Here is a 21,510-nt window from a genome sequence, read left to right as displayed (position 1 = left end):
GATGGGAAAAAAACTGCTCACACTATACGTAAAGCTAAAACCTGAGTCGATACAAATTATGCTTCCTAGATAATAAATAATTGCTTTATACTCGAAGTGTTAACTTAATCATATAAGATTCAATCATTATAATATTGTTATATACAAGGCGCTATTATGCTTGAAACTTCTTTAGCCGTTTTTACAATTGCTTTACTTGGTATGATCTCACCAGGCCCTGACTTTTTTCTCGTTGTAAAAAATGCGGCACGTTATCAACGCTCTGCTGCAATGATGACCGCAATGGGTATTGTAGCTGCATTGCTTGTGCATATGTCGTATTGTGTTGCCGGTATTGCTGTACTTATCACCACTACGCCTTGGCTTTTTTCCATTTTAAAATATGCTGGGGCCGTGTATTTATTCTGGATTGGTTTTCATAGCTTACTCTCAAAATCTAATCATACGATTGATGAGAAAGCGACACAGCATGCACAAATCAGCTTTAAAAAAGCCTTTATGCAAGGCTTTTTGTGTAACCTACTCAATCCGAAAGCAACCCTTTTCTTTCTTGCCGTTTTCACACAAGTGCTAAGTGTTGATTCCAGTATTGGTGAAAAACTGTGGTATGCCTTTATCATCTGGGGATTAGCTATCGTTTACTGGCCTTTGCTTGTTTTATTAATTCAAAGTACTCCAGTAAGAAAAGTGCTCAATAAAATCCAAAAAAGTATTGATAAAGTGCTAGGTGTTGTATTGATTGGTTTGGGGATTAAAGTGGTATTGAGTTAAAAAATAAAATATCATATAGCCATAAGCTATATGATATATTTTATTTCAAATAATGTAATAAATCATTTAATAAATTTTTATTAAACTGTAGATAGTTATTAATATTAACATCATTAAGCTCTAACTCATCGATAATATTTTTAATGTATGATGTTTTTTGTCTATTCTTCACTTTGTACTCATCAAAAATTAATTTTATTTTATCTTTATATATATCATTACTGTTATCAAAATTTTCATACACCTCAAAATCAAAATTAATTGATTTATTATTATTCATCATTACTTCTTGCATATAGGATGGCAATAATTCTTTCAAATTATCACCAATAATCTGTATCCTTTTATTATCTTCAAAAGAATTAAGAGTCATTTTTATATTTTTCAATGTGTTTTCTAATTTTAATAGAAATATTTCACTCCTCATCTCTTTTTCTTTTAAATAATGAATAAATTTAATTAGATTGTTAATATGAACTTCTTTATTTGTTGTATTAATTCTTTTTAAATCATTTATATTTTTTATTTTTACAATTTCATTAGCTTCACTCTCTCCATCACCATAAATAGAGTCGAGCAACTTAAAAATACTCTCTTTATAAAAAAGATCATTTCTTGATATGAATTTAAAACATCCCTCACCATCAGTTTGTTTTAATCTTCTTTCATTCTTTTTATTTTCTATTGAACTCATCAATTTATTTAGAGTTGAATATAACAACAAGAAGTCACCCTTCGTTTTTACATTATTTTTCAAAAAGATATTAATAAATTCACTTTCATCCACACCATTTTTCATCTTTCGTTGTAAAAACGAGGAAATTTCATTATTAAGATTATAATAGTCTATTGTAATTCTATTAGAATTAATAACCTCCTTATTTTTCAATGATTTTAAAAAGTAGAAGTTATTTATTTCCTCATACTTATCATAATTCAAAATAAAATCACAACTTATTTTAACATTCATTATTTCTTTTATAAAATCAAAGACTCTTTGAAAAAAACCACTCTTGTTATATGAGAAAATAAAACTCCTATTTACATTATCGATTTTATCAATTAAATCCTTTATACCATAATTACCATTACTCATTCCTCCTTTATAATGAATAATATATTTTATATCTTTTAAAGTAGCATCATTAATAGTAGTCATATCCCTCCCCTCTCTTGTCATTTTAAAATAAAATACTAATATTAACTTTAATACAAAAAAAAGCCCTTATTACTAAGGGCTTTAAATATCAAAAATGACCCGTCCTGAATAAGGTTGACACTTTTCCAATCTGAAATTGGAGAGTGTAATGAAACCAATCACTAAACGAACTCAACGCGATTATTCTCTCGCTTTTAAATTACAGCTTGTTGACCAAGTTGAAAAAGGCGAAATGATATATAAACAAGCTCAAGATCACTATGGTATACAAGGATACTCTACTGTTTTGGTTTGGCTTCGTAAGCATGGTAGATTAGATTGGTCGAACGGTACCCCTGATACTTTTTGTCGAGGCTCAGCTATGACCCAATCTTCTGCACAACAAACACCCGAACAACGCATTAAAGCCCTTGAAAAGGAACTTGAAGAAGCTCGGCTTAAATCTGATTTCTTCGAAGCCGTTGTCAAAGTCATGGATAGAGACTTCGGGGGTTCGTTTATCAAAAAAGCGCAAAGCCGAGTTATTAAAGAAAAAACGGTCAAAAACCTTACCGTAACAATGGCTTGTCGTTTTATACAGATCAGTCGGCAAGCTTATTACAAAAGAAATGAAAAACGACCGCATTTATCATTAAACTATAAAACGCCCGATGAAGTTCATCGAGCGTTTTATGCCTGAAAAGTTGTCAATCTATATCAGGACTAGTCATTACTCAATCCGAAAGCAACCCTTTTCTTTCTTGCCATTTTCACACAAGTACTAAGTGTTGATTCCAGTATTGGTGAAAAATTGTGGTATGCCTTTATCATCTGGGGATTAGCTATCGTTTACTGGCCCTCACTCGTTTTATTAATCCAAAGTTCACCAGTCAGAAAGGTACTTAATAAAGTCCAAAAAAGTATTGATAAAGTACTCGGTGTAGTATTGATTGGTTTGGAGATTAAAGTGGTATTGAGTTAAATAAAAAACTCTTTAATAAGATTTATTAGAGAGCTATAACTCATTTATAATAAATTTAAACGTCAATCATTATCACTCTTTAAACAATCAATAATATTCAGTAAAACCCTTTCGTTCTCAAGATAATTAGACTTATTTTTCATTTGGCTTAAAATAAACTTATAATTATCTCTGATAAGCTTCGCTACATTGTTTTTCATTTCATCACTATTTATATTTTCACTAAAAACATTCTTTATTTTTTTATTGTAATCAGATATATAGCATTCATCCTCTGCTGTTTTTTCTTTTTCTTTAATGATATCATCATAGTCTAACAATCCAGAACCAAGCATATTATCGACAAACTCCTTAACACCTTCATTATTTTTCAATTTATTTATCAAGAGGTTTATTATCATTCTTCTAAAACTATCATTATTATAATTTCCAACATTATACTTCACCGCTTCACCAATAAAACATTTAGCTATATTTATAATAAACCTCTTCTCCATTTCCATAGAATAAATATTATGCATTGTATTAACCAAATACATTATTGGATTATACATTTCAGTCGATATTTTTCCATTAATCTCTTTACAAACATAATTTAATGCCATATCAATATGCTTTTTATAGCTAGGTTTAATATAATCTAACATACTAGAACATTCTGAACCATGCCTATTCAATTGTTCAAATTTTTCTTTTTGATAATGATTAATCAAATCTAAAGAGATGCTGAGTATAACAATGAAATCTCCTTTTGTTTTAGATTTTTCATAGAGATATTTTTTTATTAAATTTTCAACATTATCATGACAATTATTTTCCATTGCTGTATTTAAACTTAAAAATAAAGAATCTAATACTTCTCTTTTAATACTAATAAAGTCAGAATTTATTAAATTACAATTCTTAAACTCTATTTTTTTACCACCACAAAAAATAGTGAATAAATTATTCAACTTAGCATGCTGACTTTTATCTAACAAAAAAACCAAACTCGTCTTTAAGTTAAATATTTTCTTTATAAAAAAAGATAATTTAGATGAAAATTTTTTATTTCTCTCAACCACATAAAAACGACTAAAAACGTTTAATATACTATTAATTTCATTTTTTATTTTGTATTTTTCTTTTTTAATTATATCGAGATCGTTTATTGGATTAATTGAATTATTTGGAAAAATACTATTTTTTATATTCATAATAGCTCCTTATTTCATAGTAAAACAATCCTTTATTTATCTGCATCTTTATACAAAAAAAAAGCCCTAATTTCTAAGGGCTTTTAATAGAAAAAAACCAAATAAGATTAGAAATTAATTTTCAATGTTGCATTAATACCACTTGAGCTTACATCACTATTATATTGGCCTTGGTAAGAAAGCCCGAAAGTTGTTGATTTGCTTAATTGCGCATCAACACCTAAACCAACACCAAACAGATTATCCAGTTTGCCACCGCGTAATGTTGCATCACCAGAATTTGATAAGAATAGACGTGATTCAGGACGGTTATCGCCAAATAAATGACTTGCAGAAATATCGCCTTTTAATGCCATATCAATGCTGCCAGCCATAAATGGATATCCACCACGTAAACCGATAGTACCGACTTGAATATCTTGTGAATCAGTCTTGGTGGTAAATTTCATATTACCGACATTTTCATTGATATCATCGGTTGATACACGCAACCAGCTAAATCCTGCATATGGCTCAATAGAGTACTGATTAGTATTAAATTGAGTATAAGCACCTTCTAAGAAAATTTGAGTAATTTTCGCATCATAACTGGTTGAGTTATAACCTGTATTTTGTCCTACCCAAAGTGTTCTTTTGGCATCTCTATCTTGGTTAGTATGTGTGAAACCATAGTTTAATGAAGCCACATCATATAAATTAGACACACCATAAGCACCAATATGGATATCGTTACTGTCTATTTTACCGTGCTCATTACCTTTATATTTGGTTGAACCAGCACCAAAAAAGAGACCTGCTTTGGTATTTTCAGTCACATCAATTTCTGCGCCTAATAAGCCGACATAGAAATCAACATCCATATTGCTGTGACCATAATCAGCATTACCCCATTGGCCAATACCTGTCATCCAAATACGTGCGTTACTGTTATCCAATGTAGCATAACGACCTTGACCAATACCCATGGCTTGATCTTTCACTGTACGAGTTAACCCTAACACATTTACCACACTCGCACTGTTGGCATTTAAATACATATCACTACCTAATGAGCCATAGGTCTTATTCAGATCTCTTTCATTCATTGGTAATACTGCATTAAATAGATCACCACTACCTGTATTATCTAAAACATTGGCAATAGAACGACCATTTTCATTATTAGCAAAAGTCGCTAAAGACGTATTTTCCTTTTTACTTAATGTACCTGTAATGGTGTTGCCTTTTACAGAAACATTTTTATCAAATAATGCATAATCACTATCTGGATTGTTATTCGCTAACATTTTAGTTTTAGTACGATTATCAACTAAATTGTCTGCATTAACAGTACCTGTTGCAACAGTATTATTAAGGTAGATATCTTTTAATTGACCTTCACTATCAGCACCGATATCTAAACTTGCTCCTTTATTTAAGGACATATCTCCGACATTAACATCATGCCCGATAGTCACTAAATACGTGCCTTTATCGTTGATATTAATATTGACTTTGTGGCTTTCGTTTGATGCTAATTGGCCCTGTTGAGTGAAAGTGTCATTATAGCGATCGATAACACCTAATTTGCCACCATTAACATTAACTGCTTCTGTACCAAATGATTCAGTAAAGCCATATAAAGTACCTTGCTCGACTGTTGTACCACCACGATAAGTATTATCGCCCGTCATCACTAAGGTACCTTCACCTTTCTTAACTAAAGCGCCATCATATAAACCAGCGTCAATTTTAGCTTGAATTGCATCAGCTCGTTTTTGGTAATACTCTTTACGCCATTTTTCAGCATCTTCTTTACTAACAATATGAGAAGTTGGATCTGGATTGCCATCGTTGATAACAAAATCAGTCCCTAGATTGTAATCACCACCAGCTGCAATTCCTTTATCTGTATATTCTTTCAACCATGCGAGATCTTCTTGTTCACGTAAATCTAACGCAGTTTGTGAAATATCATTTGTCCAAACATCAAGTGGTGTCATGCTTAAGTTATATTCAAATTTACCTAAGAATTGACCTGGGCCATACATTCCCTTATCTAAATCTGGTGTTCCCCAGCCGTAACGCACATCAGGTGTACCTTCAGCCGCTGTCCAACTATCATATAAAGAACCATCTGGATTATGGTGGTTAGCCGTTGTAAACATCACATCACGTATTTGCATCGCATTCATTGACTCGTAACGTGACATCAATACACCCATGGCACCCGTAACGTGAGGAGCTGCCATTGATGTACCACTAAAAGTATCCCAACCTGCATTTCCTTCTTCATCAACAACTGACGAATAAATGTAACGACCTGGTGCAACAACTGTCCACCACTTTGCATTGCCTGCTTCATTGAAGATTTTTTCTAATTCATAACCCGACTTGTCCGCATTCTGTTTCAGGCCCGCAACCGCAATCCAATGTTTTTCTGCTTCAGGATTAAAGTAAGGATAAAGAGGGCGATAATAAGGCTGAGCAAAGTCACGGTTACCGGTTGTAAATACTTGTACAACGCTAGTGCCTTTTACTGCGTCATAAGCCGCATCAACAAAGGAAGGTTTATCACCATAGACTTTTTTAAAGTAGAAATATTCATATTCAGTTTGCGCTGTGGTATCTACAGGCATGTGTACGGTTGTATTACCACCATCAGGACCTTTAGTTGGAACCGTGTTAACAATTCGAGGGTTTGTACCCCAACTGTTATTAATAACTTGAGCTCCAGCATCGACCATGGCTTTCCAGCCAGTGTAGAAATAAGTGTAATCTTGATAAGGACCGTAGTTATTGCTATCTGTCGCGCCAGTATTTCCTAAATAAACATCAGCTCCCCACGCCACACCATGCATACCATTGCCATCACGGCTTGCGCCTACGGTGCCTGTAACATGTGTTCCGTGTGTATCATTCACGCCTTTGATCCAACCGCCATCAACATCAAAGGCCTGGCCTTTTTCATAATGTCCTCCCATTTCCTGAGGGTAACGCATGCCAGTTGAACCATATTGACCTTTGGCTTTCACAGCATGAAATCGTGCATCATTCAATTCTGGATGTGATAATAATGCACCAGAGTCCATTACACCGATTTTGGCACCTTGCCCATGGAAACCAAGTGCATAAGCACTAGAGGCATTCATGGCCGCCAAGCCCCAATCTTTTTGATATTCTTGGCTTTCCCAACTTTTTGTATCACCTAATTGTCCAGCTTCTGAATATGCAACGGAATATCCAGAAAAAAGTAACGCGGATGCAACAAGGGAGAGTTGAAATATATTTTTATTTATTCTATTTTTTTTATTCATTTTGTGATGGTGACTTAAAGCTATTTCTTTGTTCATTCTGTACCTTCAGTTATATTTAAATTAATAACATTTATTAAGGATCAAAAATAAAAGACGCAAAGATTCTCTTGTTTCTAGAAAAATAATTACTTGAAGAGCATCTCAAAAATATGATTTCATGCCATAAAAATAGATAGATTGACTAGGCAATCACAAATTAACAGATAGATTAAACAGATTTAGATCGCAATACATTATATTACAAAAAGTTAAAACTAACTTTAATCAACATTGATTCCATTAATATCAATATTTAAATCAATTTAATAAAGAGAGTGTAGATAAAAAAACAATCACACTAAATTAATTAACAAATTAAACATAAGAATATTATTCTTTATTTAACTTTAGTCGAAAAAATATAATCTGCATTATTTAGATATAAAAAAACAGTATTTTTGTTTTAAAAATACTGTTTTTCTTTTAATTTAATTTAGTGCTATTGCTAAACTATTATTCTGCAGGCGTGATTTCCATTTGTCCTACCATACCTTTATCCGCATTTTCTAGTAACTGGCTGTAATACAGGAAAGGAAAGTGAGTATAAGAAGGCTGCTTTAACTCTACTAGTAACTCACTCTGGCTTTCGATCCAAACCGTATCTTTCCAACCAAAATCTGCAGGTGAAGGTTTTTGCCCATTATGATTAATTACTTTAAAACGAGCACCTTCAATATGGAATGATTGAGGTGTTGGTACAGTGACAAGCCAACGTTCCCAGCCATTTTGTTTACCCACCAAATCAATTCTTGAAAGCTCCCAACGTGCATTATTAATCCCCGGAGGACTATTATGTAGTTGGATAGTTCTAGGCTGAATCGAGGTCGTAATTTGCGTGTCATCTAGTGCTAATTGTTGAGGCGCTTTATCAGTAACTAATGACATTAATCCTGTCGGTTTAATCGTCAATATATTGGCATTACGTAATAAGTCGGAAGGCTCAAAAATACCACGAAGTCTGTCCATAAATCCGGCACTTTGCCCCGCTGTAATGATGACATCTCCGCCTTCAGACATATCAACGAGTATTTCACGTCTTTCGCCTGGTGCCATTGGCACTGATTTCAATTCAACGGGAGAAGTTAATAAGCCTTGATCTGAGGCGATAAGGTAAAGCGATCGACCATCATTTGCAGTTAATTCATAGCGGCGAGCATTAGATGCGTTAACTAAACGTAAACGGACCCAACCTCTAGAAACTTCGATATAAGGATCTTCACGCCCATTCACGAGTAACGTATCACCATAAAAACCGTCACTTGCAGCTTCTTTATCGTATTGCGGTGTACCAAAATTATCAATTCGTTTATCTTGAATTATTAGCGGAAAATCATTTACACCATACTCTTTGGGTAAAGGTAGGGATTTGCTCTCTTCATCTTCCACAATCCACATTCCCACCAGCCCGTTATAAACATGAGGCGCCATTTTGAAAGGAGTATTGGCGTGATACCAACACGTTGCCGCTTTTTGGCGAATGGGTAATACTGGCGACCAATAAGCGCCTGGCGACATTAATCTGGCGGCACCCCCGACTTGTGTGCCCGGAACTAATAGACCACTTACCGTCATGGATACAGCTTCACTAAGACGGTTACTATAAATAAGTTTTATATCATCGCCACTTCTAACTTTAATTGTTGGTCCTGGAGTTGAGCCATTGATGCCCCAAACCTGCGCTTTTTGCGCACCATTAAATGCCCAATGCACGTTTTGCAACGTCAAAAAGAGAGGCTGACCATGGCGAGATTCGAGCAATGGCGGTATTGGTAATTGTTTATCATTGACTGATTCAGCACGAACAGAAGAAGATATTGAGCCCAGACATACCGCTAAGCCTGAAGCCTGAATAAACTGGCGACGACTAAATGACATACTTTCTCCGCAACAAAATACAAATATTCCTACCGCATAATCAAAAATATTGGACAGGAAAAAAGCTGCTGTGATTTAAAGACAAAAGGACTTAAATGAAATTACGGGAGCATAATAGCGCGGATGTGACATAAATCCTAAAAATAGTTGATAATCTAGTATGTTTTCATAAATTAAAAATGATATAAGCCTGAAAATCAGGCTTATATCTGCTATCTGCACAATCAAAGGAATTAAATAAGTATTAATTTAATTTACCGGGAAAATCACGATTATTCATCTCTTCAACTTCTTTATCTAACTCTTCAATTTTCGCTTTCATAATTTGGCGACAATCTTCAGCTAATTCCCGAACTTGATCTTTGGTGTATTTTGAAACATCAATCGGAGGCAACATTTCAACAATCACGTAACCATTATTCCAGCGATTGAGTTTAATTTTACCTTGGGTTGTCGACACACAAACAGGAATAATAGGTACACCAGCTTGAATTGCAGCATGAAACGCCCCTGTTTTAAATGGTAATAGCCCACGTCCACGACTACGCGTTCCTTCAGGAAACATCCACACTGAAATTTTCTTCGATTTAATTTGATCGGCAACTTGTGAAATTGTGCCATGAGCTTTAGAGCGATTCGCTCTATCAATCAAAATATTACCCGTGATCCAATATAATTGGCCAAAAAAAGGAATAAAAATTAAGCTTTTTTTGCCCACAGTCACTGTATTAGGTTGTACTGCATTCGACATTGTTACCATATCAAAATTATTTTGATGGTTTCCAATATAAATACTTGGGCCATAGCTTTTTGCATCTTTTGGAAAACGTTCAACAAGCTTAATCCCAAAAATACGAGATAACTTGCCAAATGCTCGTCCATAAGTCATTACATGTTTGGGATTTCTTGGTGAAAACATGCAATAAATTATTCCAAACGTCACCACAATAATGGTGTAAAGAATGACAATAATGCCTCGAATAATGGCTAACATAAGTTTTAGCGTCCTAAATAGAAGTGGGTCAATAGACCCACTAAATATCAATTAAGTATTAAATTTAATTTGTTTCAATATCAATATGATCGATAACTTGAGCACCGCGAGGTAATGAGGTTCCTCGGCGTCCACGTTTTGCTTTAAAGCTAGCTAACTCATTCATCGACATTGTCAGTTTACGCTTGCCAAAATGCAGTGTTACTGAAGCATTTTCTGGTAGTACACGTAACCAAGCGACATTATCCTCACCACTCGCAGCTTGTGAAGCAGGAATAGAAACCATCTGGTTTCCTTTTCCTTTTACCATCGTTGGCAATTCTGCTGCTTCAAAGATCAGCATTCTACCGCCTTTAGTAATGATCATGATGAGATCAGTCAGCTCATTATTCAAACGTTGCGGCGGTAAAGGTAATGCATTTTCAGGTAATGTTAGTAATGATTTTCCTGCTTTATTTTTAGAAGTTAAATCATCGACTTGGCAGATGAAACCATAACCAGCATCAGATGCCATTAAGATCTTATCGGTGCTTTCGCCCATAACAATATGGCGTAACTGCGCACCTTTCTGAATTTTTAATCGTTCAGTCAGCGCGTCGCCTTTACTACGGCCTGAAGGCAAGGCATCAACATCAACAGTATAGCTTTGACCTGTGGTATCTATTAAGTGTACAGGCTGATTGCTCATTCCTTCAATAGCAGAGAAATAATCATCACCTGCTTTAAAGCCAACAGATTGAGCATCAATATTATGACCTTTCTGGCAACGAATGAGTCCTTTTTCGGACATAATGACCGTAACAGCTTCAGGATGTAGATGTTTTAATGGAATAGGTTCATCACCTGCATTGCCACTAAAATAGCTAATCTCTTCGGCTTTCAGTACTTCATGTTGACCATCTACAGTAAAGATTAATGCTTCATTTTTAGGTGCGAATAGCATTTGTTCAATTACATCACCTTGCTCTTTGCCTAACACAACTAAGCGCGTTCCACGCCCTTTTTTATTCATTTCATTCAGTTGTTCTGCTGAAATGGCTAAAATACGTGTTTTATCCGTGATGATAATAAACCAATATTGATCATTCTTTTTCTGTGGATCAACTAAGAAAGGCTCAAGTAACTCGGTTCCTTCTGAAACTGTCAGTAACCCTTTACCCGTTTTATTTTTTGTTTCCATCTCATCATAAGAGAGAACAGAACCATAGCCTTCTTTTGTTGCCAGCAAATATTCTTGCCCTGTACTACCAGCTAACATGTATTTCACACTAGCCTCAGGTGGGAAAGTTAATTTTCCTGTTAATGGTTCACCCTGGCTTCGCCCAGAAGGCATATCATTCGGACTTAGAGTGTAGCTTCGGCCTGTAGAATCAAGGAACAGAACAGGCTGATTGCTCATCCCACGGACCGCACTGTGATAACTATCCCCAGCACGATAACTCATACCGCTAGGATCAATATCATGTCCTTTTGCATTACGTACCCAGCCCATTTCAGACAGCACAATGGTCACAGGCTCTGATGGCAACATATCTTGTTCATTAACCACTTTCGCTTCTTCTTGAGGGCGAATAGGAGAACGCCTGTCATCACCAAATTCTTTTGCGTCTGCTTCAATCTCTTTTTTCAATAACGTATTTAAACGACGTGGTGAACTTAATAATTTCTCAATACTGTCACGTTCTTTTTCAAGCTCATCACTTTCACCTTTTAGTTTCATCTCTTCAAGTTTGGCTAAATGACGTAAACGTAACTCTAAAATAGCTTCAGCTTGAATATCAGATAACTCAAAGCGACGCATTAATTCTGCTTTTGGCTCATCTTCATGACGAATGATCTCAATCACTTCATCAATATTAAGATAAGCAATTAATAAACCTTTGAGAATTTCTAAGCGACGTAACACTTTTTCTAAGCGATGATTTAGACGATTTGTGACTGTTTGACGACGATATACCAGCCATTCATTTAAAATCGTCAGTAATCCTTTTACTGCTGGGCGGTTATCTAACCCAATCATATTCAGGTTAACGCGATAACTTTTCTCTAAATCAGTATTCACAAACAAGTAGTACATCACTTGCTCTAAATCAACACGATTACTACGAGGAACAATCACAAGTCTAGTTGGATTTTCGTGATCAGATTCATCACGCAAATCTTCAACTAAAGGCAGTTTTTTGGCTCGCATCAAGGCTGCAATTTGCTCAAGTACCTTGGCGCCAGAAACTTGATGAGGTAACGCTGTGATAACCGCGCATCCCTCTTCTTTATGCCAAACAGCTCGCATTCTGACCGAACCACGACCCGTTTTATAGATTTTTTTAATATCGTCTTGAGCCGTAATAATTTCAGCTTCAGTCGGATAATCAGGACCTTGAACATATTGCATTACGTCAGATAATCCCGCATCAGGATTATCTAAAAGCATCACTAAGGCTTGTCCAATTTCACGTGCATTATGCGGTGGAATATCCGTTGCCATCCCAACAGCAATACCTGTTGTGCCATTAAGCACGATATTAGGTAAGCGTGCAGGCAACATTTTCGGCTCTTGCATTGTGCCGTCAAAATTAGGGATCCAATCTACCGTACCATGCCCTAATTCACTCAATAAAGTTTGTGAATATTTTGAAAGGCGTGATTCGGTATAACGCATTGCAGCGAAAGATTTCGGATCATCCGGTGCCCCCCAGTTACCTTGTCCGTCAATTAACGGATAACGATAAGAGAAAGGCTGAGCCATTAGTACCATTGCTTCATAACATGCACTATCACCATGAGGGTGATATTTACCTAACACGTCACCAACAGTACGAGCTGATTTTTTAAATTTAGCGCTATTGCTTAAGCCTAGCTCTGACATCGCATAAACAATACGACGTTGCACAGGTTTTAGCCCATCTCCAATAAAAGGTAATGCACGATCCATAATGACGTACATGGAATAGTTGAGATAGGCATTCTCTGTAAATAAGTGGAGCGGTTGACGCTCTACACCATCATGAGTCAATTCACTCATTCGATATTTTCCTCAGACTCTTGTGGTATCCATTACACTTCGATGTCAACTTCATCGCCTTTTTCTTGTAACCAATTTCGGCGATCTTCAGAGCGTTTTTTCGCTAACAACATATCCATCATGCCTAGGGTTTCTTGATAATTTTCTTCATCAATCACCAATTGCACTAAACGGCGCGTATTAGGATCAAGCGTGGTCTCACGCAATTGAAGCGGGTTCATCTCCCCCAACCCTTTAAAGCGCTGTACGTTAGGCTTTCCTTTTTTACGACTTAAACGTTGTAAAATGGCATTTTTTTCTGATTCATCAAGGGCATAATGGACTTCTTTACCTAAATCAATACGGTAAAGCGGTGGCATTGCCATATAAACGTGCCCTTGCTTAACAAGAGCAGGGAAATGACGCACAAATAACGCGCATAATAAAGTTGCAATATGTAAGCCATCAGAGTCCGCATCCGCAAGTATACAAACTTTACCGTAACGTAATTGGCTTAAATCATCACTATCAGGGTCCATTCCAATTGCCACAGAGATATCATGTACCTCTTGTGAAGCAAGCACTTCATCAGAAGAGACTTCCCATGTATTTAGAATTTTACCGCGCAGTGGCATAATCGCTTGATATTCACGATCACGCGCTTGTTTCGCCGAGCCTCCCGCAGAGTCCCCTTCAACTAAAAACAGTTCGGTATATCGTAAATCTTGAGAAGTACAATCAGCTAATTTTCCAGGTAGTGCAGGCCCAGAAGTGAGTTTTTTTCTCACTACTTTTTTTGCGGCTCGCATACGACGCTGAGCACTACTAATAGCCATCTCAGCGAGTAATTCACCAACTTGAACATTCTGATTTAACCATAAGCTAAAGGCATTTTTTACAGCACTTGCAACAAACGCACTGGTTTGTCTTGAAGAGAGTCGCTCTTTGGTTTGCCCTGCAAATTGAGGATCTTGCATTTTGACTGATAATACATAAGCGCAACGCTCCCATGTATCGTCAGCAGTTAATTTAATTCCTCGTGGGAGTAAATTACGGAATTCACAAAATTCACGCATTGCATCTAACACACCTTGGCGTAAACCATTAACGTGTGTCCCCCCCTGAACAGTCGGGATTAAGTTAACATAACTTTCAGTGAGTAAATCGCCACCTTCGGGTAGCCATAACATAGACCATTCAACGGCCTCATTATCCCCTTCAAATTTTCCAGTAAAAGGCTCTTCAGGAAGGCGAATAAATTCAGCAACAGCTTCACTTAAATAATCGGTTAAACCATCAGCATAGCACCAGTTTTCTTGTGTTTTATTCACTTTATCAACAAAAGAGACATTAACACCAGGACACAATACGGCTTTGGCTTTTAATACGTGAGATAAGCTTTTGGAGGAAAAGCGAGGAACATCAAAATAAGAACCATCAGGCCAAAAATGCACACTTGTTCCAGTATCTCGCTTTGCACAAGTTCCAATTTCGTGCAACTCTTCGACTTTATCACCATTTTCAAAGGCAATTTGATAAATCTTACCATCACGACGAACTGTCACTTCAATACGCTTAGAAAGTGCATTAACAACCGAGATCCCTACACCATGTAACCCACCGGAAAATTGATAGTTTTTATTAGAGAATTTTCCTCCGGCGTGAAGGTGAGCAAGAATTAACTCGATAGCAGAGACTTTAAGTTCAGGATGAATATCGACAGGCATTCCTCGCCCATTGTCGATAACTTCGATAGATTGGTCTTCATATAAAATGACATCGACCTTCGATGCGTGTCCCGCAAGCGCCTCGTCCACGCTATTATCTATCACTTCCTGTGCCAAATGGTTCGGTCTAGTCGTATCAGTGTACATGCCAGGACGACGACGTACTGGTTCTAGACCATTAAGAACCTCAATATCCTTTGCGTTATAACTTGATTGAGTCATTGTTTTAATCTGCGGTTCGCTGTTAGAAAATACTGTTTATAATAACAGGTGTTTGCGGCAATATGATATTAATTTTCGGGTAGATGCATCAACCTACGTTTTACAGGTTAATTAACCGAAAGGCTAAATTATCTTTAAAAATTGAATAATTTTTGGAAAAAAACGTTCAAAACCCACAAATGCGTGATTTCCATCCGATTCTACGGTTTGCCTACACGCGCCAAGATATGAGACAGCTTGACGATAATCAAGTATTTCATCTCCAGTTTGTTGAAGCAACCAAATAAGTTCGGGTGATGTAATTACAGGAATACGCAAGGCAAGTAACTCATCCATATGGTGAGGTTCTAATCTATATTTTTGATGTGTATAGGGATTTTCGTTTTCTCCCAAGAAATTCTGCAAAAGATCAAAAGGACGAATAGCGGGATTAACAACAACAGCAGATAAATTAAAACGCTGAGATAACCAGATCGATAAATAGCCACCTAATGATGAACCGATCAACCCTAACTTGTCCTGTGCATTTTCTTTCACTAATGTTTCAATTAGCTGAGCTGCTTCTTTTGGGTAAGGTGGCAATTGAGGCACTATTAATTCAATTTCAGGATACGTTGCTTCTAACCATTGACGAAAAGCTTGGGCTTTTGCTGATTTTGGTGAGCTATTAAAACCATGTAAATAGAGAATACGAGACATGGATTAATAGCCATCTGCATCAAGATCAGGACAGAATTCAGTGCCTGATAAACGATATACCTGTGTTTCAACTTTACCTTTTTCATCCGATGAAAGAGACATTTCTAAATAGCGCCAACCTGGAGAAACCGTATCTAAGGTAAAATTCGTGCAATGAGGGCGAAACTGAATACAAGTCGAAGGCGTTGCCAACATACGAATGCCATTCCACATTTCATCCATTTCTTGATGAATATGACCACAAAGCATCATTTTTACCTGAGTATGGCCTTTTAAGCGTTCAGCTAATTCTTGAGAATTTCTTAAACTATGTTGATCTAACCATGTGCATCCTGAAGGCATAGGATGATGATGTAACAAAATGATCGTATCTCTATGTTTTTGACTTTCAAGACAACGTGTTAGCCAATCTAGCTGACAATCTGATAACTCACCATGAGGAACACCTTGAATTTGGCTATCTAATAACAACATTTGCCAACTATCACCAATCAACACTTGTTTTGCCGACAAAATACCTGCCTGATTTAAAGCATCAATCATCGCAGGTTGATAGTCATGATTACCCGGCAACCAAACACAAGGGGGTGTTAGCGTTGCAATGCCATCAGCGAAATGCTGATAAGCTTCAAAGGTTTGATCTTGAACTAAGTCACCTGTCGCAACAATCAAGTCTACCTCAAGCCCCTGCTCTCTAATCGCATTTAATACCGCATGGTAGCTACGATAGGTATTAATACCCAGCAGAGTATCCTCCACATTAGCGAAGAGGTGGGTGTCTGTGATTTGTAATATTCTTACGGTGTTTTTGTGTTTCACCGATAATTCAAGCTGGCTTTCCAAAAGGTTTCCTTGTTTCACTCTCATTAGCCGTTATGTTAACGTATTTTCGTAGTAAAGATCTGCCAACTAATACACATTTCAAAAGATTAGTGAGAAATATTCTCGCTTTCAGTCACGTTTTTTTCACTTCATTTTACAATTTAATTCATTTGATATCGTATACTTAGAGATAGTTACTCTACTTGATAATATCGTTAAAAACACCCTTTAACCGTTTATTCATGTATTAAATTGCTGACCAGCGCTCTCTTAGTGCAATATGATGAAGTTGTAACCATTGCAGAGCAATAACAGAGGCCGCATTATCAATAATGCCTTCTTCAACCCAACGATAGGCTTGTTCTCGGCTCACTACATGAACACGAATATCTTCGTTCTCACACGCTAACCCATGAATACCTTTTGCCGTTGTTGCATCAACTTCGCCAACATAGACATGCATTCTTTCACTGGTGCCACCAGGACTAGAAAGGTAACTAATAATTGGCTCACATCGCCCAACAATAACGCCCGCTTCTTCTTGGGCTTCACGTCTAACAACGTCTTCTGGGCTTTCGCCTTGTTCAACCATGCCGGCAATCACTTCTAGTAACCAAGGTGTTTCACTAGTTTCATACGCGGGAATACGAATTTGCTCAATTAATACGACTTCATCACGTTTAGGATCATAAGCTAACAAAACACCCGCATTGCCTCGCTCAAATACTTCACGTTTGACTTCTTCACTCCATCCGCCTTCAAAAAGGCGATGTTTAAAGCGGTACTCGGTCATACGGAAAAAGCCTTTATATAAATCTCTTTGATTGAGCAATTTCACGTCTTCACGACCGTATAAAAATGGTATATTTTCCCTTTTTTTCATACAATGTTCCTTAAGTTACATTTAAGAGTCTTTTTATTGCTTACGTTTAATACAGATTTAAAGAAATTTGCCAACAATTCATGTAAAGTTAATCTAAAATAAAAGGATATGGCACAAATGGCTACCCCTACTTAGGGAAACAATCTGCTAGAATTATCCCCAATCAAGATTAACAGAGGCAACTCAGCGAAACTGTTGCAACAAGGAATTAAAATGAAAAAACTGCTCTCTCTTTTGGTCACGATGAGTTTGGCAGGATTCAGCACTGCAAGTCAGGCTGAGGATCTGCTTCAAGTTTATCAAAAAGCAAAGGACAGTAACCCTGAGTTACGCAAGTCATTAGCGGAACGAAACAGCGCTTTTGAAAAAATCAATGAAGTTCGTGGTTCATTATTACCACAATTAGGATTAGGCGCATCCGCAGATTATAAAAGCGGTTACCGTGACGCAAGAGATACCGAATCCAATTCTATTGGCGCAAGTTTAACGCTAACTCAAAGTGTGTTTAACATGTCATTATGGCGCCAGTTAAACCTGCAAGAAAAAACAGCAGGCATGAGTGATGTCACTTACCAAACAAGTCAGCAAAAGCTGATTTTAGACACTGCTACCGCTTACTTTGATGTTTTACGTGCTATTGATTCATTATCATTTATTGAAGCGCAAAAAGAACAAGTTTACCGCCAGTTAGATCAAACAACTCAACGTTTTAATGTAGGTTTAGTTGCAATTACTGACGTACAAAATGCGCGTGCAAACTATGATAGCGTACTGGCACAAGAAGTGGCGGGTCGTAACCAGTTAGATAACTCATTAGAAAAACTGCGCCAAGTCAGTGGTATCTATTACATTAATCTGGCATCACTAAACATCAGCCGTTTTTCAACAACCTCACCAGATTCTATTGAGAAACTGTTAAAAGATGCCGAAGAGCGTAACTTAAGTTTATTGAGCGCACGTTTAGGCCAAGATTTAGCACGCGAAAATATTCGTTTAGCACAATCAGGTCACTTGCCTACTGTCGATTTAAATGCATCAACAAGCGTATCAAATAACCATAATCATGGTAGTGCATTACCACCAGCAGATGTTAGTAGCCGTAATAGTTACAATGGTCAAAATAGTATTGGCTTATCTGTTAAAATTCCATTATATACCGGTGGCAGAACAAGCTCACAAGTTGAACAAGCACAATATGACTTTACTAGTGCAAGCGAACAATTAGAGTCGGTTTATCGCTCTATTGTCCAAATCGCGCGTTCTTCTTATAACAATATTTCTGCATCAATCAGTAGCATCAAAGCATATCAACAAGTTGTTGTTTCTGCACAAAGTTCATTAGATGCAACTGAAGCTGGTTATCAAGTGGGTACTCGTACTATTGTTGATGTGTTAAATGCCACAACAACACTTTACGATGCCAAACAGAAATTATCTAACGCACGTTATGACTATTTAATCAACCAATTAAATATTGAATACGCACGTGGTACATTAAACGAAAATGACTTAATTCAGCTTAATAATGCACTAGGAGAAGAAGTTTCAACTTCACCAGATAACATTATTCGCCCGCTAACAAGTCCTGTGCTTAACGTTGCACCTTAATGGTGAATTAATAAGTTAGTTTCTTATAAGAAGCCGCTTTCAGCGATAAACTGATAAGCGGTTTTTTTTATGCTTTATCTTCACATAAGATATTGTGTTATGGATTAAATTAAGATCTCAACAATATCTATATTCTTGTATTAACAAATGCCTTAATCACAATTAGGTTGAAAAGAGAGGATTTACCTAATTTCATTACTCTTAACCTTATAAAGATCACAAATTTCTGGTTATCCTTGATGATTAGGTGTTTCTTATTTATTTTCTAAACTATTTAACCTATCCTAGCTTTTATTTTGAACGTTTTACCTTTTATGGATCTTACCAATATGTCAATGAAACGTACCAAATCGATTAATCGTGATGCTTTTCGTAAAGCATTTCGTCCTTATCGTCTGGCGCCTGTTGCAATCGCCATCACTGCTGTATTTGCGCTTTCAGGATGTGAAGAGAGCGACGAGACAGTTTCACTGTATATGAACGCACAAGAATGTGCTCAAGCGAACCCTTCACAAGCAGCACAGTGTGAAGACTCTTATCGCACTGCATTGCAAGAAGCGCAACGTACCGCACCTAAATACGCAACATTAGAAGACTGTGTAGCTGAATTTGGTGATGCACAATGTACACAAACAGCATCTATAGATGGACAGCCTGTTAGTACGGAAAATGCCAATAATTTAAGCCCAGACAGCTCGCAAATGGCTCAAGCTAACTCCGGTGGTAGCTTCTTTATGCCATTAATGGCGGGCTATATGATGGGTCGCCTAATGGGTGGTGGCGCACCAGCACAACCATTGTTTAGTTCGCGTAATCCAACCAGCCCTGCAAATGGTAAATTTGTGGATGCGACAGGCCGTAACTATGGTCCTGCGGTTGGTGGTCGTCAAATGAACGTACCAAAAACAGCAATGACTCCAAAACCATCAACAACCTCAACGGTAACTCGTGGTGGCTTTGGTAATACAGTATCAAGACAAGCTGCGGCTCAACGTACCAGTGCAACGAATAATAATCGTAGCTCAACGGGTTCATCTTCTTACCGTTCAGGTGGTTAATTAACACCATGAAACGCGAAAATATTATTGAACGCCCGGATTGGCGTGAAAAAGCGACTGAATTTGGCTTTAACTTTCATACCATGTATGGCGAGCCTTATTGGTCTGAAGATGCTTATTATCAATTCTCAATGGATGAGGTTGAAACCCTAGAAGAAACCACAGAAGAGCTTCATCAGATGTGCTTACAAGTCGCTGATAAAGTGGCGAACAGTGAAGAGTTGCTAACACGCTTTCAAATCCCGCGTCACTGCTGGGATTTTGTGCGTGATTCTTGGAAATCATCTCAACCTTCACTCTATTCACGTCTTGATTTAGCCTATGACGGTAAAAGTCCGGCAAAACTGTTAGAAAATAATGCTGATACGCCAACTTCACTGTATGAATCTGCTTTTTTTCAATGGATCTGGCTTGAAGATCAAGTTAATGCCGGTCGTTTACCGCAAAATGCCGATCAATTTAATAGTATTCAAGAAAAATTAATTGATCGCTTTGCTGAGCTTCGCGATCAATACGGAATGCGTTATCTGCATATGTCTTGTTGCCAAGACACTGAAGAAGATCGCGGTACAGTTCAATATTTACAAGATTGTGCTGAAGAAGCCGGCGTCACAACTGACTTTGTCTTTATTGAAGATCTGGGTTTAGGTGAGCGTGGTGAATTAACTGATCTGCAAGATCAGATAATCAGCAATATGTTTAAGCTTTACCCTTGGGAATTTATGTTCCGTGAAGACTTCTCAACTAAACTGGCTGATGCGGGTATTCGTTGGTTAGAACCATCTTGGAAGAGCATTATCTCAAATAAAGCATTATTACCAATGCTATGGGAAATGTTCCCTAATCACCCTAACCTGCTACCTGCTTATTTCTATGAGGGTAAAGCGCCTGATTCATTATCTCGTTATGTTATCAAGCCTCTATTTTCACGCGAAGGTGCGAATATTCGTATTGTTGAAAATGGTAAAGATATTGCTGTTGCAGATGGCCCTTACGGTGAAGAAGGCTTTATTGTTCAAGATTTCCATCCACTACCAAAATTTGGTGATAGCTATACATTAATTGGTAGCTGGCTGGTAAACGATCAATCTGCGGGTATATGCATCAGAGAAGATAGAGAGCTTATTACGCAAGATCTCTCACGATTCTATCCACATATTATTTTAGATTGATAGAAATCTTAAAATTATATTGAGCAC

Annotated in this window: 14 protein-coding genes and 3 pseudogenes; 6 read left to right on the top strand and 11 right to left on the bottom strand. The window is 36.9% G+C overall.

Translation table 11 applies throughout. The features are described 5' to 3' along the window. Positions 1-156 precede the first annotated feature (156 nt). Positions 157-771: a LysE family translocator gene (locus ABN080_RS16670; protein WP_349441561.1), complete on the top strand. Its 615-nt coding sequence runs from the start codon at positions 157-159 to the stop codon at positions 769-771. A gap of 40 nt (positions 772-811) precedes the next feature. Here the strand turns inward: ABN080_RS16670 and ABN080_RS16665 are convergent, their stop codons facing one another. Then, the gene (locus ABN080_RS16665) at positions 812-1,930 is read right to left on the bottom strand and encodes a hypothetical protein (RefSeq protein WP_349441560.1); all 1,119 of its coding nucleotides are present in this window, start codon (positions 1,928-1,930) and stop codon (positions 812-814) included. Positions 1,931-2,078: 148 nt separating this feature from the next. On the opposite strand from ABN080_RS16665, the pseudogene ABN080_RS16660 reads away from it, so the two are divergent. Together ABN080_RS16660 and ABN080_RS16655 are read left to right on the top strand one after the other, a co-directional pair. Next, positions 2,079-2,549 (top strand): annotated as a pseudogene (locus tag ABN080_RS16660) (IS3 family transposase); the annotation flags it as partial. An 87-nt stretch (positions 2,550-2,636) separates the two neighbouring features. Then, a pseudogene (locus tag ABN080_RS16655) lies at positions 2,637-2,891 on the top strand (LysE family transporter); the annotation flags it as partial. 62 nt (positions 2,892-2,953) lie between these two features. On the opposite strand, the gene ABN080_RS16650 reads toward ABN080_RS16655, so the two are convergent. The 10 genes and pseudogenes from ABN080_RS16650 to nudF all read right to left on the bottom strand — a co-directional run bounded on the left by ABN080_RS16650 (position 2,954) and on the right by nudF (position 17,645). After that, a complete protein-coding gene (locus ABN080_RS16650) occupies positions 2,954-4,087 on the bottom strand; it encodes a hypothetical protein (RefSeq protein WP_349441559.1) in 1,134 nt (377 codons plus the stop codon). 107 nt (positions 4,088-4,194) lie between these two features. Next, positions 4,195-7,419 carry an autotransporter Pta gene (gene pta / locus ABN080_RS16645; RefSeq protein WP_349441558.1) on the bottom strand — a complete coding sequence of 1,075 codons (3,225 nt, stop codon included), beginning with the start codon at positions 7,417-7,419 and terminating at the stop codon, positions 4,195-4,197. 456 nt (positions 7,420-7,875) lie between these two features. Then, entirely contained in the window at positions 7,876-9,297 is a 1,422-nt protein-coding gene (gene ftsP / locus ABN080_RS16640) for a cell division protein FtsP (RefSeq protein WP_349441557.1), read from the bottom strand. Positions 9,298-9,541: 244 nt separating this feature from the next. Next, positions 9,542-10,291 carry a 1-acylglycerol-3-phosphate O-acyltransferase gene (locus ABN080_RS16635; protein ID WP_072070052.1) on the bottom strand — a complete coding sequence of 250 codons (750 nt, stop codon included), beginning with the start codon at positions 10,289-10,291 and terminating at the stop codon, positions 9,542-9,544. 64 nt (positions 10,292-10,355) lie between these two features. Next, the gene (locus ABN080_RS18285; protein WP_371032987.1) at positions 10,356-10,805 is read right to left on the bottom strand and encodes a DNA gyrase C-terminal beta-propeller domain-containing protein; all 450 of its coding nucleotides are present in this window, start codon (positions 10,803-10,805) and stop codon (positions 10,356-10,358) included. Positions 10,806-11,186: 381 nt separating this feature from the next. Further along, positions 11,187-13,313 (bottom strand): annotated as a pseudogene (parC, locus tag ABN080_RS16630) (DNA topoisomerase IV subunit A); the annotation flags it as partial. 32 nt (positions 13,314-13,345) lie between these two features. Continuing rightward, positions 13,346-15,241 (bottom strand): DNA topoisomerase IV subunit B, encoded by a 1,896-nt coding sequence (gene parE, locus ABN080_RS16625; protein ID WP_196554730.1) that lies wholly within the window; start codon positions 15,239-15,241, stop codon positions 13,346-13,348. Positions 15,242-15,364: 123 nt separating this feature from the next. Next, complete coding sequence (gene yqiA, locus ABN080_RS16620; RefSeq protein ID WP_349441555.1) at positions 15,365-15,940, bottom strand: esterase YqiA; 576 nt, start codon at positions 15,938-15,940, stop codon at positions 15,365-15,367. A gap of 3 nt (positions 15,941-15,943) precedes the next feature. After that, positions 15,944-16,783 (bottom strand): 3',5'-cyclic-AMP phosphodiesterase, encoded by an 840-nt coding sequence (gene cpdA / locus ABN080_RS16615; protein WP_072070055.1) that lies wholly within the window; start codon positions 16,781-16,783, stop codon positions 15,944-15,946. A gap of 226 nt (positions 16,784-17,009) precedes the next feature. Continuing rightward, positions 17,010-17,645 carry an ADP-ribose diphosphatase gene (gene nudF, locus ABN080_RS16610; RefSeq protein WP_349441554.1) on the bottom strand — a complete coding sequence of 212 codons (636 nt, stop codon included), beginning with the start codon at positions 17,643-17,645 and terminating at the stop codon, positions 17,010-17,012. Positions 17,646-17,858: 213 nt separating this feature from the next. Between nudF and tolC the strand changes: the two genes are divergently transcribed. The 3 genes from tolC (at position 17,859) to ABN080_RS16595 (ending at position 21,483) form a co-directional block, all read left to right on the top strand. Beyond that, positions 17,859-19,253 (top strand): outer membrane channel protein TolC, encoded by a 1,395-nt coding sequence (tolC, locus tag ABN080_RS16605; protein ID WP_349441553.1) that lies wholly within the window; start codon positions 17,859-17,861, stop codon positions 19,251-19,253. A gap of 329 nt (positions 19,254-19,582) precedes the next feature. Further along, complete coding sequence (locus tag ABN080_RS16600; RefSeq protein ID WP_196554734.1) at positions 19,583-20,311, top strand: DUF1190 family protein; 729 nt, start codon at positions 19,583-19,585, stop codon at positions 20,309-20,311. 8 nt (positions 20,312-20,319) lie between these two features. Next, positions 20,320-21,483 carry a glutathionylspermidine synthase family protein gene (locus tag ABN080_RS16595; protein ID WP_072070059.1) on the top strand — a complete coding sequence of 388 codons (1,164 nt, stop codon included), beginning with the start codon at positions 20,320-20,322 and terminating at the stop codon, positions 21,481-21,483. Positions 21,484-21,510 lie beyond the last annotated feature (27 nt).

The organism is Proteus sp. fly-1089 (genome assembly GCF_040138965.1).
GTDB lineage: Bacteria > Pseudomonadota > Gammaproteobacteria > Enterobacterales > Enterobacteriaceae > Proteus > Proteus vulgaris_B.
This window is presented reverse-complemented; position numbering and strand designations above follow the sequence as displayed.